Source organism: Arthrobacter sp. UCD-GKA (genome assembly GCF_001863355.1).
Taxonomy (GTDB): domain Bacteria; phylum Actinomycetota; class Actinomycetes; order Actinomycetales; family Micrococcaceae; genus Paeniglutamicibacter.
This window is the reverse complement of sequence record NZ_MOLR01000011.1, coordinates 67,032-84,835: the sequence shown is the minus strand read 5'-3', so window position 1 is coordinate 84,835 and position 17,804 is coordinate 67,032. Positions and strand designations below refer to the sequence as shown.

Below are 17,804 nucleotides of genomic sequence, written 5' to 3'. Positions count from 1 at the left end.
TCCTAGTGTTATAAAAATTGGGGTTACCGAACGGTGGGAAGCTCGCCAACTGCCTTGACACGCAGCCGGGAAGCGTTTCCGGGCAAATAGGCAAGGGGCAATTCATCGATGTCAACAATCTCCACGGTGCTCGCTTCCGCACCGGCTGCCACCGCCTTGTTAATAGCTTCTTCCTTCGCCTGTTCCAAGACCTGGTCACGCTGGCCTGGGGCAATGGCGAAGATTCGATCGACCTCTCCACCCACTTGGGCTATCGCCGCGCCGATCGCATTAGCCACACCGGGATGATCTGGGCGTACGACTTCGCTAGCACAATCCATGACATCCGGAACAAGAAACGCTCCGCCCCCCACAGCCACAACGGGGACCAGCTCTGAGCTTGTGCGCATCCGGTCCACTGTCTCAGCGATTCTTCGGCCGATCTCAACCCTGGCCGCTTCAACAAGTCCACGGTCTAGATGCGCTACAAGGCTCGAGTCACCGATGTCAGCGACACCGGCGGCGACCATGATGTCCGTTGCGGTCAGCGTATCTCCGCCAAAGACAAGAGCTTCCTCCACTACCCGGTATCCCACGCTATCCGGGCCCACCGTGACATTGCCGTCAATGAATCGAATGCGGCTCCCTCCACCGATTCCCACTGAGAGGACATCTGGCATACGGAAGTTTGTTCGTATTCCTGCAACCTCAATCTCGGTGGCTGCTTCCCTTGGGAAGCCTGCTTGGAGAACACCCACATCCGTCGTTGTACCGCCTACATCCACCACTACGCAGTCCTTGAGGCCGGAGAGATGCGCAGCTCCGCGCATCGAGTTCGTGGGCCCCGAAGCAAAAGTGGCCACCGGATACTGACGAGCGGAGTCAAGATCCATGAGAGTCCCGTCATTCTGGCTCAGGAACAGAGGCGCATCGATACCTAGTGTCAAGAGCGAGTCATCGAGGGAAGCACACACACGCTGTGAAAGCTCACGCAAGGAAGCGTTGATGATGGTCGCATTTTCCCTCTCAAGCAGCCCGACACGTCCAATCTCGCTTGAAAGGCTGACAGGAAGTCCTGGAAACTCTGCTGCAATGATGCCCGCGGCCCTCTGCTCGAATTCAGGATTCACCGGAGAAAAAACCGATGATATGGCAAAACTACGGGCTCCCTTCGACTCGGCATCCCTCGCCGCAGCGAGCACTTCATTCGTATCGAAGGCAGAAATCTCACGGCCATCGAACTCGTGCCCTCCATGGCAAATGTAGGGCATTGCCTGCACCGCTTCACGTATCCTTTTTGGCCAGCCTACGAAGGGAGGCAATCCGGATGTGGCCGGCAATCCCAGTCTGATGGTTGCGGTGGGGGCGAGCCTATCGGCTTCAACGAGGGCATTGATGAATTGGGTAGTACCGATCATCACCGCGTCCACATCACCTGGCGCAAAGGGGAACTCCAATTGCAACTTGCGCACAGCTTCTGCAATTCCATGCGCTACGTCTTTGACAGTGGGGCTCTTGACGCCCGCCAGGACTTTCACTCCCTCCATTAGTACCGCATCGGTGTTCGTTCCACCTACGTCTATTCCGATTTTCATTTGGTCTCCTTGACTACGTTTTCCAGCAACGGTGGATCTTCATGTAATGGCGGTTGGGTTACGTTGTGTTCTGAGGTTCCCTTAATGAGGCCAAGCTTTCCGGCCAAAATGTAAAGGACAACTGAGGCTACGAGTGAGTTGACTGACGGAACTCCCCAAGGCAATACGACGGCGATAAGAACTGCCGCTGCCCACACCACCAATGTGCCGATGACCCAAGTCGGTTCCTTGCGCGGCAGGCTCGGAGCGGATCCGGAGAGTTCCGCGCGCCATTTTTTCACCACGTAATACTCCGCAGCCATAATTCCGGCTACAGGGGGGAACACGACACCAAGAACAATCAAGAAACCTACGAAATAGTCGAGAATGCCGGCCGCAGCTACAACACTGCCAAAAACTCCAACAACGACGGTGACAGTGCCTCTCCCGACACGCTTGTGGAAGACTGTCTCGATGAAATTCACAACCCCGAGTGAGGCCGAGTAAAGGTTCCAGTCGTTCATCTTGAGCGTGCCTGCCACGATAATGATCGTTCCGATGAATCCACTACTCGAGGTCACGATGGCGATGATGTCATTCGTTTTGAGGGCATGGGCGAGCAGAATCCCCGCTAAAGCTACAGTGAACTCTCCCAGGGTGACACCTATCAATGTTTGTTTGACGACGTCGGAAGCCTTCCGGTTAAATCGCGTCATGTCCGGGGTAATCACCATGCCAGCGATGAATCCGCCGGCAACCAATGTTGCACCCGCAGCTAGGCTAATTGTTGGCCCGGGGGGTTCCTCGTTGATGAGACGGGAAATATCGTGTCTTTGGAGTTCGGAGAACACCGACCACCCTGCGAGCAGGAGAAAGGCAGGAACGGTTATATACGCGGTCCATGCCATGCTCTTGAAGCCATAGACCACAATCACGGTGACGGCAAGACCGATGATTAACGACCAGGCCCATGCGGGAAGTGCGGGCATGAGGTCAACAAGACCGTTGGCTGCAACCCCGCTTTGCACGCCGAACCACCCAATGAGACTCAACGAAATGAGTAGGGCGATGAGACTGGCTCCGTACTTGCCGAAACCCGTCCACCGAGCAAGGACGGAGGTTGATAGCCCTTCTCGCTGACCGATGATACCCGTCATGATAGCGACGATCTCGAGAATCACCGATCCCAACAAGAGGGCAAGTAGGGCGTCCCAGAAGCTCATTCCAAACCCGATCGCTGCCCCTAGAAGGAACTGGGAAAGTGCCGAGACTTGCCCGAAACGTTGGAGAGCGACGGTCCCCCAGCCATAACGGGCATCTTTGGGCACCCTCTCGAGCGCGTAGTCGTCGTTCCCCGCGTCTTCTGTCACCATCTTTGCCATTGTGGCTCCTTGTTCGATGTGAATCGATGATTTGAACGGTCTTGTTCAAGTGCGCAAATCCGGATCGTTCAGAACTGAGACTATGATTAGGGTCACAAGGAGGCAATGTACATTCAGCCCATACTTTGCCAGTGCAGTAGTTATCTGGCATATCGCGGATATCTAACACCTAAAGGAGGGTCAGCAATATTCATGACATGGATATTCGGCGTTGAAGACTTGGAGGCTTTCGAATTCGGCGCGCGACTCTGCGCCTCGGGCGGGGCAGGCGATACATATGCGATGTCGCTCCTAACCCGTACGTTTCTCGAAAGATCAGAAGGCGTAACGATTGTGGAGGCCAACGAGCTGGTCCCAGGGGATGTAGTCGTTTCGGCCGGATTGGCAGGTTCCGTCATGGCCTTCGGGGAGAAACCTGGTCCAGCCGACGCGTTCTTTCGTGCCTTCGAAAGCGTCGCTGCCAATTTTCCCGGCTGTCGCCTGTTGGTATGCGCTTATGAAATGGCCGGAATCAACGCCTATGCTCCCATTCTTATTGGAGCTGCCCTCGGCCTTCCCATTGCCGATCTTGATGGGATGGGGCGAGCAGCTCCCGGCTTGGACCTGACTACCTTTGCCCTCGGGCAAGTCTCTATGAGCCCGTTTACCCTCGTAGACAGTTCACTACGTTCGGTACACTTTGACGGATTAGATCCCGCCGACGGCGAACGATCTCTGCGTTTGCTTATGGAAGTCTTCGGGGGTTGGTCCGCCTTTGCGGGATATGCAATGGACGCGGACCAAGCGTATGCCACCGGTATTCGCGGCAGCCTTGCCAGGGCTCTCACCCTAGGTCGCGAGTTCGAGCGATCTCGGATCAGTCCCGGTGCCCCCACTGGAGCCGTTCAACGCTTCTGCGCCGCTGCCCCCGGAGTGGATTATGCGGGACGCGGACGAGTTGTGCATGTCGGGTGGGAAGAGCCAACACACGCGGAACCAGCTGCCCATGCGCGTGGCACAATCCTCATTAGACTACAAGGCCACCATGAGAAATTTCTTCGAATCGAGGCACAGAACGAGTTTCTTCTTTTGATTGAAGATGGAATGGTGCGAGCAGCTGTTCCTGCGGGCATCTGTCTCATTGATACACACACCGGCAGACCCCTGCTAACCGAGAGCATCCTCCCCGGTTACAGCGTTGAAGTTGTAGTCCTCCAAGCACCATCAGAATGGCAATCCAGCGCAGGCTCCAGCATGCTTAACCCCGCTACATTCGGCTACCGGATACCCCTAGTGGAGTCTCCATGAGCACCAATGGTATGCCCTTGTCAGCTTTACTACGCTGCCCTTCATTGGGTTTCGGCCAGAATACGATGCCCACCATATCCGGCTATACGGTGAAAGATCATCGCTGTGTCTTTCTGTGCGTCAATGAACTTGACCAAGATGGACGCAACCACATAGAACGCATTGACCAAGAAAACAGCTTCAATTACCCCCGCGCCGCAGGGGGGGTATGTGTGAGCCCGGTTCTTCCCTCCTACGAGCTGGAGTTATTGCTCCCACTACTTAAGCGACACGGAGTCGGTGTTGTAATTTTTGTGCAAGACCGTAGGTTGTCCTGCGCTAAGGAGATACTGCTCGCTTCAACCTTGGCTCTAGCAGTGAAGCTGGGCATCACCATGGTGATGCTCGATAAAGCCTCATCGGTAACGGCAATCGCTGCTGCTCTGCATGCCTTTCTACACTCCGACTCCCTACGGCGTTCCGCAAACCTTTTGTCGCTCAACGAACGATTGGCCGCCCAGCAGGAACTCACACCAGAGCTCTGCCGGCAGGTACTCAGTGCTGACATCCACGCCGAAATCGCCGTCGTCGATTCTCTGGGGCTCGTCCTAGCCGGAACTCTGAACGGTCTTGCCCTTGGCCTTCTACGCGATGCCATCGGAGCTAGTTTGCTCAATCGAACCGATGACTCAATGGACGCCGTGCCTCTATACGCAGGACCTAATCCGCGTGTCCTTGCCGTCCCTGTGCCAGCAGTGAACCGTCGAAGTACTACAGATCTTTGGGTCGTAGCGGTATTTCCTGAATTAGCAGCTGACATCGAACTAACAGGGGCACGCGAACTTCTTTTGCTAAGCGCCGTCGCACTGTCCGGTTGGAATGCCCGTCGGCGGATAGAAGGAGACTTTTTCACTTCGGCGCGAGGGGCGATCCTCACGCAGTTGGCAACATCATCGCATCAAGTATCCGATCATTTGGCCTCCCAGGCACTCAGCGTAGGCTGGAACCTTTCGGCTTGGCATACAGTAATTAGCGCGCGGGTGACGAATCGCAACAGATCGATAGACTTCGGAATCCATCTGAAAGCTGCATTCGAAGCGCAAGGATATGAGGTCGAATCAAATCGCTTCGCCGAACATTGGCTTGTGTGGGAGTCGCGCAAATCGCAACCGAATAAAGAAGAATACGGACGGCTCATCGAGGCCGTTGAACGTACATGCGGAAACGAAAGCTCACGAGTCGTCTTCGGCATATCCCGTCCCCGATTTGGCCCGGAGGGTTTCGCGGACAGTCTCCTCGAAGCGGAGGTCTTTGTCCGGCAAGCGGGGACAACCCTCGGCCGGAAGGCTGTAGTTGACGCACGGGAATCCTCCTCTTCACAATTAATCCGTGTCGCTCTCGCGGATCCCGGGCTTCTTAGACTTGCTACCCGGTATCTTGAAGGCCTTGCGGAACCGCAGAATTCTCATCTGCGCGCAACGCTCACCCAATATCTCCGCTGCGAGTCACGTCTAGCGGAAACAGCTAGGGTGCTGCGACTGCATCGAAATACAGTGCTTCAGCGGCTCGAACGAATAGAGCGGCTATTCAGTCGCCCCCTAGCGGATCCCCACGTCAAATTCGCGTTGCGAATCGCTCTACAGGTGTTGGATCAACAAAATGAAGGAGAACGCACCTAACGACGCTTTTTGTTGTACTTGGCCGTCGAACGTATCAAGGGTCCCCGCCAGAATCAACATCGCCACTATCGAGTTGTCAGGTCTGGTCTTGGGACTCAGCATGCGTTGGACCTGCATGTTAGAGAACCCCTGAATCCGCGCCTTGGGCTGCCCGCGGCCAGCGCTCGACGAATGTAGCGATCAGAGGTAGGCGGCCCCGGCGGCCTTGCTCTCCGCCCCGAAGCGCACATTGGTGTCCGGCCACCCAAGGGTGGAATCAAGCTTGGACGGCGCGTACCAAATCACCACGATACCGGCTGAGGAAAGCGCTGAAATTGCAGCAGCCGAATAGACTACCGATCGTTAATGGTAGGTTCCGATCCCTCCTGATTGGGACCCACCATTTAATTCCGGCCGAGCTATACAGACCCCATTACCACATGTGCACAGCGCAAGAATAATCCTCCGGTCTTGCCCCGTACACAAGGTGGACAGCGTGAACCGTCTCGGACAACGTGCCGGTCTATTGCGACAGACATGATTTGCGGAAGAATTCGGTCCTAATCACCGATAATTGCACATACGTTTGGCGTGTCCGAATCCCGACCCCTGCGCGCTGCGCGGGTAACTTACGGGCGCATTCTTGCCTTCACAGGGGCTACGCACTCAACGCGCTTACCCGTGACACCCTGACCAACGCATCGCTATTCAACGTCTCGGGGAACGCATCGACGAGTGCCCCAAGGACCAATAGACACAGCCTCGGGCGGAGGCCAGTGCGTAACCCCAGCCGCAGCCGTGCAAGGACAGCCCAAAGAATCAATTTCCGGACGGGCGCCCTGCTCATCGGAGGGCTGCTCCCTTCCGCCAAGTCCACCTACGCGCTACATCAGGGCTTAGTGGCAGAGCCGTGGGAAATCAATATATCCGGGCATTTGCGTCGCTTGAATGCCAGTCTGTGAAGTATATTTCGGGAGCATACGCGAGTTCCATGAACTTCCCGCTGCCCAATAGGCCCAACTGTTAGAGTTGTTGTTCAGGTCACTTTCACACTCACTGGGGGAACAATGAAACGACGCATTTTCACGCCTATCTTGGCGCTCACAATGTCCGCCGGTCTCGTTTTAGCCGGCACCGCGCCCGGCACCGCGGCCACGGTCGCACCGGATACCTCTGTACAGGTCCTGGCAGCCAAGCCTGCACCGAACAAGGTCACGATCAGCAAGATCAAAACCACTAAGGTCAACAAGAAGACCAAGCGGGCCACGGTGAAGCCGTCGGTGAAGGCCACTGGCAAGGTCAAGGTCACCTCGTCGAAGATCACCGTCAAGCAGGGCAAGAAGACCGTTGCCAAGAACGTGTCTTCTGCCAAGCTCAAGGTTGGCAAGTATTCGGTCGCCACGACGGCCAAGTACAAGACCTGGACGAACAAGACGACCACCAAGAACGTCAAAAAGAAGGTGCTGGTGTCCGGGCCCAAGAAGCCTGCGAAGATGTCTTGCGTCGTCGATGGCTATGAGCACAATGGCGTCGGTCTCATCCCTGTGATTGTCCTTTACATTAGCTGCACGGGCGCTTTCCCGGGCGTCTATGAAACCCATGCAATTGATTCGTTGAGTCCGCTTGGTGACTGGAAGCCGACGAAACAAAACGGTGGCATCAGGTGGCATTACGATATCCCCAACGGTCCTGCACTGAAGTGGGAGGTCGGCACCAAGTTCACCACCAACGTGTACGCCGTGAAGAACATCTACAAGACGACGACTGTCAAGCAGAAGACCATCACCAAGGTGTGGTCGAAGGAGCAGACTAAGACATTGAAGCAGACGTTGACTGTGAAGAAGTAGTAGTAGGTCTTGTTTGAGGGCGCTGGCCGGGGAAACCTGGTGGGCGCCCTTTCTCATCGTCGGATCCATGTTTAGAACGTCTTGGCGAAGGCAGTGGCGCGTGAGATTCATTTGAGCCTTTCGCCGTCCCGTCCATGGAGCTGGGTCCATCAACCCAGTGATGCTGGCCAGGCTGTAGGATGCAGCAGCCACGTGGGGATGCTTCGGGTGTTGCACCCCGGAAACCAGGTAAATGCTTGCCTCTGCCTCCATAACGTCCAGGAGCACCCGTCAGGTTCACGGGTGCTCCCGGGCGGCACTTGGCAGGGGCTACTTCAGGGAGAATTTGAATCTGCCGCCGGTACTGTCAACATCGCAGTACCCCGGCTCGTCTGGCCACGCCAACATGCAGGCCCCGACCCCCGTGCGGTCTACGGCACCGGTGTGGATGGGTTCCTTGAGCATTCGCGTCAGGAAGGTCTTGGCTTCCTGGCAGGAGAGCCCGGAGTCGGCGAGTTCGTAGGTGTATTGGGCCCCGATGCATTGGCCGCTTGCTGAGGCCTCCGGCTTGGCCGGTGCTATGTCCTTGAGCTGCTTGAAGGAGAGCATCACCTTCTTCAGCTGCGAGTATTCCTCGGTCTTGGCATAGGCCTTGAAACGCTCTGCACCCCTCAATGAATTGGCGACGCCGGGAAGCTTGGTCTTGCTGGTCAGCTCTGTGCTGAATTCCCCGGAACCCCCGGTGTAAATGAGGCCCTCCAGCCGGTCTCCCCAGGTCTTGGCCCAGGCCGGTTCCAGGGCGGTGAGCATCATCTCGGCCTTCTCCGGCTGCCCCTCGTAGGAAAGGAAGGCGTAGTTGATGCCTGCGAACTTTCCTGAACCGGCCGTTTCGAAAATCGTGTTCCTGGCCATGTCCGCCAGGGGGACGATATCCCAGATATCTTCTCCACCGGTGCGGAGTTCCGCAAGTTCGCGATCGTCCGCTGCCACGATCTTGAAGCTTGCGGTGCTGTCCTCATGGACCTGTGCGGCAACATTGGCACGTTTCACCAGTTTCCAGTCCGAGGGCATCGTGACCTGGAAATGCCCGTTGGCGATCTTGTGCGTTTCCAACGTCACCTTGGCGGGGCTGGCCGAGGTGCCCTCTGTCGCCTCTGGAGCTGACGGGGTGCTCGAACCTGCCGTCACGGGCGAAGGCGTTGTCGAGGTCTCTGCCGTGGTTTGCGCCGGCGCCGGCGTTGCCGACTGGCTGCATCCGGAAAGCACCAGGGCCGCCGATATCGCGGCACCTGTCCACATGGTCATTTTTTGGTGTCTGTTGAGAGTCTTCACTGATATCCCCCAGGAAGTGGTGCGTCATGAAATCTCTGATGAGACCCCCATTTCACTGAGTCTATCCAATGGACTTACGTCAATGCCCCCATCCAGGCAAAACATTGCATCCCGCCGGCAGCGGGGGCCCCATAGCCCCTGAGAACCCATAGACGGATGTCCCTCGCGATGAAATAGGGGATGGATATCTTTTCCGCACCCTGGCTCTGCCCCAGCCTTTGCACTGTGCAACCCACCATCGCTTCCGGGTGTTCACAAGTCCCCGGCAGGCAGGCGTGGTTGACCCTAGGCCTACCTGCGGCGAAGCTACATCCCTTGGCGCGATGGACAGCCGCAGCAGCGTTTGGAATCTGAAGAACCGGCGCGTTCGGGGATCCGATACCTCTGCGGCCTACTACATCTGGGATCTCATCCACCTGGCGATCACCCTCAGGGCATCCTGCAGCCCGAGGGTCCGGCCAGTATCGACCATTCGAGCCTTTAAACGCTTTCAGGATTCCCCGCCCCCAGCGGATACTCCCGTACGAAGTCCTGGAACCAGCGGTCCTGGGCATCGTCGTTGTCCCGGTCCAGGGCCCCGAGCTGCCGCACCAGGGCGGCATGACGCGGTGTGCCCGGAGGTGCGGAGGCAATCTGCCGCTTCAGATCAAGGCGCAGCCCGTGGAGCTCTTGCTCCCGGGCCCGCGAGAGTTCTTCCATGCCCATGAGGCCATCCTCCACGCCCCGGCCCACTTCCGCAACGGCTTCGGGGCTCCCGCCGGCGGCGTGGCCCTCCCCCGTTCCCTGCCGCAGCCCGGCCAGCACGGTGCCCACACCAAGGAGGTCCGGCAGCTGCGCGGGCTCGGCGCGGCACCGGGCACCGCGGTGGCGGGCCAAGCCCGCCGGAGGATGGACAGGACCGTATTTAGTAGTAATAATAATAGTAATATTTTTACTACTTAGGATGTGGTGATGGTGGTCGACTCCCCCATGGATCGCGCGGCGGCGGCAATCGACGCAATGGAATCCGAAAACCTCAAGGTGACGGTCACCGCGGTGCGTTCACGCGCCGGGGTCTCCATGGAAGCCGCACGCTCCGCCGTGGAAGTCTGGCGCACGCAGCGTTCACACCCGGTGGTCGCGGTCACCGAGGCCGCGCAGCAGGCGTTTGCCCGGTTGTGGGCCGTGGCCGTGGCCGAGGCCGACGCCCGGCACACCGCACAGCTGGAGGCCGCCCAGGCCGCCCTCGAGGCGGCACGGACGGAGGCCGTGGAGGCCGGCGCCCTGGTCGACGCCGAGGCCCACCGCGTCCAGGAAGAAGCGGAGCGGGCCGATGTGGCGGAAGCCAGGGTTGCAGCGCTGGAAGCGGAGATCCGCTCCCTGCGCGAGGCGGAGGCGTCCGAACGTGCCACGGCACAGGATGCGATGAAGGCCGCGCAGGCCGAAACGGCCCAGGCACGCGAGGAAGTCGCGGAACTGCGCGGACGCCTGGCGGTGCTCACCGAGCAGGCGACCCGCTACTGGGACAACGCCCTGCCCGCGAACCCATCGGAAAAACAGGACAAGCCCAAACCCCAGCAGTAGGCCATGCCCTCCGCGGTGAGCCAGCGCTGCATGGACCTGCCTTCCTATCCTTTAGCGCCAATCCCTGGCCCAATAGTCCCCAAGACCTGGATCCAACGGGGATGGATCAGCTGGCGTACACAACCAGCAGCTCGTCCCAGTGGGTGGTGTAACGCGGTGACATCATCTCCCGGCGCATCGTCCATTCCGGGCCGGTCTTCATGCCCGCCAGGCCCAGACCGACCGCGTTCACCCCGTGGCGCTGCTTGATCCTCTGGATCAGCGGGCCGATGTCCTTGGCCTCGTGCCGGTTCACGAACGGCTCGAAGGTCTCTTGGGCGCCGGTGGGTCGGATATCGGTCACCACGATTCCGGCCCGGGCGTATTTCACCCCGTCCAGGATCTTGGGCAGCAGCGCCTTGGCCGCGCGCGTCAGCAGCAGCGGGTCCGCGGTCGGACCCGGAAGGGCTACGGTCACCGCAGGCTGGTGGTTGTCCGTGGTGTTGTAGTAACTGGTCATCGCCCAGGCAGTGAGCACCTTGGCCTGCCGCCGGTGCTTGTGCAGGCGCGCGGAGGCCTGTTGGGCGTAGATCCCCAGGACTTGCTCCATGCCGTGCGTGTCGGTGATGGGAGTGGAGAAGGAACGGCTGAAGATCAGCTGGCCCTTGATTTCGTGCTCCTCCTCCAGGGGGATGCAGGGGATTCCGCGCAGCTCCAGGATGGTGCGCATCATGACGATGGAGAAGCGGTTGCGCAGCATCACCGCGTCGGCATCACGGAGGTCTTTCATGGTCCGGATTCCCAGGCCCATCAGGCGCTTGGCCAGGCGAGGACCGATGCCCCAGATTTCCACCGTGGGCAGCCGGCCCAGGAGGTGTTCGCGGTCCTCCACGGTGACGGCATCCCACACGCAGACCCCGCCCAGGTTGCGGAATTTTTTGGCGCACTGGTTTGAAAGCTTGGCCAGGGTTTTCGTTTTGGCGATCCCCACACACACCGGCAGTCCCAGGTGGTCCATCACATCCTGCTTCATGCGCCGGGCCAGTGCCTGGAGTTCGGGCAGGGTCCCGCGGACTCCCAGGAAGGCCTCATCGATGCTGTAGACCTCGACCCAGGCCGAGTGCCGGCCTAGAAGCTGCATGACCCTCGCCGAGAGGTCCCCGTAGAGCTCGTAGTTGCTCGACTTGGCAACCAATCCGGTGGAAGTGGCCGTGGGCGCGAGTTTGAACCAGGGGGCGCCCATTTCCACGCCCAAGGCCTTGGCCTCGTCGGACCGGGCGACGGCGCAGCCGTCGTTGTTGGACAGCACGATCACCGGCCGGCCGACCAGTCTCGGGTCAAAGGCCCGTTCGCAGCTGACGTAGAAGCTGTTCACGTCCACGTGGGCGATGTACTCCTCCGCGGAGGGCTCCCGTGGAGGGCAAAGGGTCAGGCCAGGAGCTGGTGCAGACATGTTTCGGCAACTCCCCACACGGTGAGGGACGCCAGCTCCCCCACCACCAGATCCGGATACTGAGGGTTCTCCGCCTGCAGGACCACGCCCCGCGGGGTCAGGCGCAGTCGCTTGACGGTCATTTCCCCGTCCAGGACCGCCACCACGATCGAGCCGTCCACCGGCTTTCGGGCGCGGTTGACGATCAGCTCGTCCCCGTCCGAGATGCCGGCACCCTCCATGGAACAGCCCGAGACCCGCACGATGAAAGTGCTCGTGGTGTCGTGGATCAAATGCTCGCTGAGGTTGATCGTGCCGTCGAAGTAGTCCTGGGCCGGCGAGGGATACCCCGCCGCGACCGCGGTTTGGGCCACCAGCAGCGGGACCGAAGTGCCGCCCACTTCGACAGAACGTATGTACTGAATAGTCACTTTACGACCTAAGTTTATGGAACAAGTATTCACCTCAAGGATACGTCCGCCACCCACAGTTTGATCCGTTCCGCTCCTGTGGGGTGAACCCGGGGGCATGATCGATGCCCACGAACGGCCGGAATCCGGCCGCAGGCAAATCCCTGTCAAAGCCGAAAACCACGGGGCCGCATATGCACAGGTACCGGCGAATCGCGCAGAGGGCCAGCGGTTGCGATCCACCCGCCGGCCAGGGCAGGAAATAGCCGCGGCCTCCCGGCCTTATGGCCGGAAGGCCGCGGTTAGTACCTCATGCGAGAAACGCCGGTTGCCTCTCGGCAGGCATGTGGGCGCTGTCCGCCATCAACGCCCTTGGCTTGCAGCTGTCCGGGAACGGCAGCACTCCATCTGCCTGAGCCGTGACCCGGCGGGGTGCAGGCAGGGCGGTCCGGCCTCGTTGCTGCTAGTTTCGGCCTGCTTCATTCTGCATGCGTTCAACGGCCGGCCAGACGATCTTGTTGAGCATGTACTGGATGCTGCGCTCCTCACGAGCACACAGGTCCTTGAGCCTTTGGTGATCCTCGGGAGTCATCTTGAAATTGAATCCGACCGTTGCCCGCGATGCCGCGGACGCCTGCGCCGGCGGGGCTTGCTGCTGCTCCGGAACGGTGGCAGCCTCGTGGCCGAACCGGTTGATCCTTTTCTCCAGCTCACAACGGGGTGGAGCGCACCGAAAATCTCTTGGCCAAGGGTAAGGAGCGCCGTTGTCCGGACAATTTTGTCAACCGCTAGATGGGTTAGTTTTACGATGACCCAGCGAACGAGATCATGTCGATGGGTATGGAAGCGGTCTTCACCCGCAGGCAAGGAGGCCTAGCTGGAGTCGGCAATGGCTGGTCTGAGCCGGAGATGCGGAACTTCGTTCGGGGAATGATTGCCGGCGTTTCGGGCACTCCCAAGGTCGCAAGTCGCGATTGGGGGTAGCTAGTCGAGCTTGATAGGTCGTCCGGCTCGTACCGCACCGGGCCGGACGGTGAAGGGCTCTCCCCCGTTGTAGGTCTGTTCCATATGATCGTTGAGTGCGTCGATGGCTGCGGCCGCGTATTCGGACATGGTCTGGTAACCAGTCAGGTGTCTGGTCGCATCGAATGTCGCGCGCAGCCGAGTATATTGCTCGGGCGTTTGAAAAATACCAGTCTTCTTTTTCTTGGTGAGGTCCTCCGCTGGAGCCGGAGGCGAAGGGGCTTGAGCCTGTTGCGCAGCGAACGTCTGATAGATCGTTGCCGGTTGCACGTAGGCCGGGCTCTGCGCCAACGGGGCGGGCGGGTTTACCTGGGGCGGCTGAGCAGTCTCGGGTTCCTTCGCTTCTGGCTCGGCGGCGACAGCGGGTGGTTCTTGGATCGGGGGATCCTGCTTTGGCGGAAATTTTCCGTCGGTGGAGACTATCTCAGCGATCACACTGGTTCGGTTTGCTTTCTTGAGCCCACGCAAGATGTTGCCGGCTGCAGCGCCTCGGTCCCCGCGTTGCGCATCCTGAGTCATGGGGCTGTCCTCTCCATGATGTTTTCCGCTAGACGTTTCAGGGATGCCAGTTCGACCGTGCTTGAAGATCCAAAGGTCTTCAATGGCACATAGCCTGCCTGGGATTTAGCGTAGATTTCTCGGTCGAAAAGGGAGGGCTCAAGAACGAACCCATCGTAGTCCTGGCGCATTTGCATAATCCAGCGGTCTTGGTCCAGGCGGTTCTTCTTCTTTTTGTTGACCACGATGCCAACGACGTCTAGGTTTTCGTTCAAGCTTTCTTGAACCTCAGCGATGGTGGTCACAATTTCTGTCAACCCTTCAACGGACCCCACGCGGGGCTCACTGATCATCAAGGCATGGGTGGCTGCAGTGAGTGCATTGACTGTGAGCAGCCCAAGAGAAGGCGGGCAGTCGATGAGTACGATGTCGTACTGATCGGCAACACCGCGTAAGGCAGTTCGCAAACGACCTTCGCGGGCCATCATGGAGTCTCGTTCGCGGGATGCCAGGTTTCTTTCAGAGGCGATAAGGTCAAGCGAGGGGTGCTCCCCCTGCCATGCATCACCAGCAGGCATAACTGCATCCGCAGCTACGCCTGGGAGAATCCTATGCTTCTGCTCTTCGTCGCCATACAGGACATCGTTGAGGGTGAATTCCGGGTCAACGATTCCCAGGGTGGACGTGGTGTTTCGCTGGGGGTCTGCGTCGATAACAAGAACCTTGAGCAACAAGTCCCTTGAGAGAACCTCGGCGAGGCCAGTGACGAGGGTCGTCTTGCCGACGCCACCTTTCTGGTTACATACAGCGATAATCCGGGCTGCCATGGGGCTACTATTTCTCCAAAGGTCGGGCTTCGGTGAATGCAGCCGATAGATGGGTGCCAAAATAGCCCCTATCGTCCGGCTACGACGGGAAGTCTTCACCAGCCACAATATGCCTTACTCCCCCACTCTTTGGTGTGTTGATGCTTCGACACGCCGGAAACTGTTTCAGCCTTTGCGGTGGCCGTTTATGGAAGAAATGGAACCATTGGTGCCGTAAGCTCCAATGGTTCCATTTTTGGTAAAATTTCGACGGCGCAAAAGGTTCCATTAGTTCCAAGCGACCGGCCCCATTGGCAGGCAGGGGACTTATGTTTTCACAAATTCTTGGAACCTATGGAACCAATATTTACATTACTTCCATAGGTTCCGTTTGTGAACGTGGTTCACTTTTCGCACCAAGGGTTCCATTGGGGTCGACCGTTTGTGTGGGCCCACCTTCGCCAGAAGGCGCCCCAACGCCGCAGTGGGGCGCTTGCTGGTGCTGAGTTCTCGACAAGGCACTTAGGCGGCCGGGTGGGCTGTCTGCCGATTAGCGATTGAAGGGCAGCGCTGCGGATTCAAAGTGACGGAACCAATGGTTCCATTACTTCTAATATTGTCCATGGCATCTTGGGAACCTTTTACTGCTGGCACTCACGGATCCACTATTTCCAATGTCAACCTGCCTATTGCCACGACATTTATAGTTCTAATGGTTACATTAAGGTCAAATGGTAGTATTGGCACCATTAATAGCGATGGAACCATTTGAACCATAGGTTCCAAAGATCTTTCGAGTAACCGGCCGGCAGAGCACGGCGAGTTGTATGTTTTCACCAACGCACAGGAAATCCTTCTCCCCAGGGGCAGGAGCCGGGTTAACAACATCAGCATGCTCCGGGTGACGCGACGGAGAGCCGACTCTTGAAATATTGGTAGAAATGGATCCATTCATTCCGCTGTGGCGGGGAAAGGCGTTGCTGTGATGCGGCGGATCATTCGTTCCTGCGTCGTCCTGATTTGGTGTCGACGGTTCTCCCTATTGATTGAGCGCGGGGGATCGGTATCCCCATACCGCCGTATATGGAACTATTTATGACAATGGTTCCATCAGCCTCACACCCGCGGAGGAGCGTCCACGATTTCCCTTCTATTCCATAGTGCGGCGGGCTCTCATGGCTGAATTTTTGGCACCTATGGAACCATTGCTTCCATAGGTGCCAATAGTTCCCGGGCGTTTGATGCGAGGGGAATTTGGGACTACCGAGTCAAAAGTGTCGCTGTGCATGCCGGCTCATGATCGGGAACTAATGGAACCATTGTTTCCATAGGTGTGACGAGTGTTTCCAGATGTTTGGTGCGAGGGGAGTGGTTGCACGACCGGACCAAACGTGGCTGGTAAATATCGGCGTAGGCCCTCGTGTGGCATGCAACCTAATGGAACCATTTCTGCCATTGAGTCCGAATGGCCCCAGAACTGGAACCTAAGAGGCTCTGCGGAGCATCATATCCGAAAGAGTCCACTCATCCGGTGGGCCCTCGAATTCTTCCCATGGATAATCGTCCCCGGGGGAGAGTAGTAGCAGCGGTCCTGCCTGGCGCTGAGCGAGCCACTGACGCCAGGCGGTGCGCTCAGCGCGGTGCTTATGGATTTGGTCGGCAACGAAATCAACGACCCCGAGCATTTCGGCCAATGCAGCGAGTGAGGTGCTTGCCACGGCCTCCCATCCGCTTGCGCATCGTCTGACGAGGTTCCATGCCGCCAGAATTTCTAGTGCTTCATGTACCGTCGACCGGCTCATCCTTGTTTCGGCAATTATGTCTTTGACAGGAGCAGGGGAGTGCTCGATTGCCTCGTAAACAAAGGCAGCAGGCATCCCCAAGAGGCGGAAGGCAGGCCGCATTGCATGTACTTTGCCCTTGCGCCAGGAAATCTCGTTCGCACCTACTTCGATGTGGCGCGGGATAACCAGAGTGTATTGGTCAGCGTTCACACCAATTGCCTCGGCAGTGTGGGCAATCAAGGGGTCAGGTTCAGCTCTTAGGGCCCGGAGATGGGCTGCAACGGTCGTAGGCTCGACCCCTGATGCGACCGCCAGCGACCTTACGCCGAATTCCACTATTCGGCTCTCTGTCTTGTGGGCCGCTTCGCCTATGGCTCGTAGAATCATGCGGCGAGCAAGTCCGGCTTTACTTGCGCCATACCTGGGTTCGGCAATCCTTAGTGCAGTGCGCCAGGATCTGATGAACTGATGTTCGGCTGCAGCACTGCTGATATCAGCCCTGTAACTACCCCCCTGTGTGGGGGGCGGGCTTGTGTTGGTTTTCTGGACACTCTTCTTCCCTCGAGATTGCGCCATGAATCTTTGGGCGGAAATCCAGTCTCGGTGAAGGGCCTTTGACCTGTTGGCGGGGGAGTAGCGGGCGTAGAACTGGGCAAGGCCTGGCCATGTGCCATCCTTGGTTCGACGATCGATGTCTGTGCTGGTCATCCCTGCAGCGGCAGCCGCCAGCACAACAGCCTGACGGGCTTCCGATGGGCTGTTGTAGCGTGCGGAGTCATAGATTCCCTGGCTAGCGAGGACGGTCATGGTTCGTGACATTCTGGACCCGGGAGTCGACATGGAATTTACGAGGACTGCTTCGTCCTGTGTTTCCGCCTCCATCGATTGGATCTCGGGTTCAAGATCCTTGATCAGGGTTTGGACAGCCGCCTCATCCGCGGGAGATTCGAATACGGACCGGGCCATCCAAACGCTCATCTCCAGCTTCTGATATCCGCCGGATTTGTGGGAGCTGCCAGGTACACGGATGCATCCGTGTCGGAGGTTTTGGTGCGGGGTTGGGTCTAGGCTTTTGTGCCGGAGCGACAGCGCAGTGACCACGTTGCGGGATGTGTGAAAAGGCATCGGGGTACTCAACGGCACGTAGACGTGGCGCCCCCCGTTCGGGGAGTAATCCTGGATCCACTTGAGGCCATGGTCGTGCAGCCACTGGGTGAGCGCTCGAACATCGGCGTCTACTGCTTCTTGTCCACCTTTGGAGGTGTCGAAGTCTAGGCAGAGAGTGCGGCAGG

General features: G+C 58.4%; 14 protein-coding genes. 4 read left to right on the top strand and 10 right to left on the bottom strand.

Features of this window, described 5'->3' with window-relative positions:
- Positions 1–23 precede the first annotated feature (23 nt).
- Positions 24–1,574: a hydantoinase/oxoprolinase family protein gene (locus BLJ79_RS17985; protein ID WP_071216154.1), complete on the bottom strand. Its 1,551-nt coding sequence runs from the start codon at positions 1,572–1,574 to the stop codon at positions 24–26.
- Complete coding sequence (locus tag BLJ79_RS17980; protein ID WP_217641933.1) at positions 1,571–2,935, bottom strand: purine-cytosine permease family protein; 1,365 nt, start codon at positions 2,933–2,935, stop codon at positions 1,571–1,573. Before BLJ79_RS17980 ends, BLJ79_RS17985 begins: the two co-directional genes overlap by 4 nt.
- Before the next feature lie 105 nt (positions 2,936–3,040).
- On the opposite strand from BLJ79_RS17980, the gene BLJ79_RS22610 reads away from it, so the two are divergent.
- From BLJ79_RS22610 to BLJ79_RS17975, 3 genes are all read left to right on the top strand, one after another.
- Positions 3,041–4,222, top strand: coding sequence for a DUF917 domain-containing protein (locus BLJ79_RS22610; protein WP_083411437.1), 1,182 nt, complete (start codon positions 3,041–3,043; stop codon positions 4,220–4,222).
- A complete protein-coding gene (locus BLJ79_RS22605) occupies positions 4,219–5,880 on the top strand; it encodes a PucR family transcriptional regulator (RefSeq protein ID WP_083411436.1) in 1,662 nt (553 codons plus the stop codon). Before BLJ79_RS22610 ends, BLJ79_RS22605 begins: the two co-directional genes overlap by 4 nt.
- A 1,085-nt stretch (positions 5,881–6,965) precedes the next feature.
- Positions 6,966–7,706 (top strand): hypothetical protein, encoded by a 741-nt coding sequence (locus BLJ79_RS17975; RefSeq protein WP_071216153.1) that lies wholly within the window; start codon positions 6,966–6,968, stop codon positions 7,704–7,706.
- A 309-nt stretch (positions 7,707–8,015) separates the two neighbouring features.
- Here BLJ79_RS17975 and BLJ79_RS17970 read toward each other — a convergent pair whose 3' ends face one another.
- On the bottom strand, positions 8,016–8,990 hold the full coding sequence (locus BLJ79_RS17970) for a hypothetical protein (RefSeq protein WP_139194955.1): 975 nt from the start codon (positions 8,988–8,990) through the stop codon (positions 8,016–8,018).
- A 507-nt stretch (positions 8,991–9,497) separates the two neighbouring features.
- The gene (locus BLJ79_RS22600; protein ID WP_083411451.1) at positions 9,498–9,722 is read right to left on the bottom strand and encodes a hypothetical protein; all 225 of its coding nucleotides are present in this window, start codon (positions 9,720–9,722) and stop codon (positions 9,498–9,500) included.
- 246 nt (positions 9,723–9,968) lie between these two features.
- On the opposite strand from BLJ79_RS22600, the gene BLJ79_RS17960 reads away from it, so the two are divergent.
- Positions 9,969–10,580 (top strand): DNA-binding protein, encoded by a 612-nt coding sequence (locus tag BLJ79_RS17960; protein WP_071216150.1) that lies wholly within the window; start codon positions 9,969–9,971, stop codon positions 10,578–10,580.
- A gap of 106 nt (positions 10,581–10,686) precedes the next feature.
- Here the strand turns inward: BLJ79_RS17960 and BLJ79_RS17955 are convergent, their stop codons facing one another.
- The 6 genes from BLJ79_RS17955 to BLJ79_RS17935 form a co-directional block, all read right to left on the bottom strand.
- Positions 10,687–12,012 (bottom strand): Y-family DNA polymerase, encoded by a 1,326-nt coding sequence (locus BLJ79_RS17955; RefSeq protein WP_286135481.1) that lies wholly within the window; start codon positions 12,010–12,012, stop codon positions 10,687–10,689.
- Positions 11,988–12,416 (bottom strand): LexA family protein, encoded by a 429-nt coding sequence (locus BLJ79_RS17950; protein WP_502686113.1) that lies wholly within the window; start codon positions 12,414–12,416, stop codon positions 11,988–11,990. Before BLJ79_RS17950 ends, BLJ79_RS17955 begins: the two co-directional genes overlap by 25 nt.
- Before the next feature lie 448 nt (positions 12,417–12,864).
- Positions 12,865–12,993 carry a hypothetical protein gene (locus BLJ79_RS23830; protein ID WP_286135480.1) on the bottom strand — a complete coding sequence of 43 codons (129 nt, stop codon included), beginning with the start codon at positions 12,991–12,993 and terminating at the stop codon, positions 12,865–12,867.
- A gap of 392 nt (positions 12,994–13,385) precedes the next feature.
- The gene (locus tag BLJ79_RS17945) at positions 13,386–13,943 is read right to left on the bottom strand and encodes a ParB family protein (RefSeq protein ID WP_071216148.1); all 558 of its coding nucleotides are present in this window, start codon (positions 13,941–13,943) and stop codon (positions 13,386–13,388) included.
- Positions 13,940–14,749, bottom strand: a complete 810-nt coding sequence (locus BLJ79_RS17940) for a ParA family protein (protein WP_071216147.1) — start codon at positions 14,747–14,749, stop codon at positions 13,940–13,942. The genes BLJ79_RS17945 and BLJ79_RS17940 overlap by 4 nt, the downstream gene beginning before the upstream one ends.
- Positions 14,750–16,212: 1,463 nt before the next feature.
- The gene (locus BLJ79_RS17935; RefSeq protein WP_286135479.1) at positions 16,213–17,490 is read right to left on the bottom strand and encodes a helix-turn-helix domain-containing protein; all 1,278 of its coding nucleotides are present in this window, start codon (positions 17,488–17,490) and stop codon (positions 16,213–16,215) included.
- Positions 17,491–17,804: the final 314 nt, after the last annotated feature.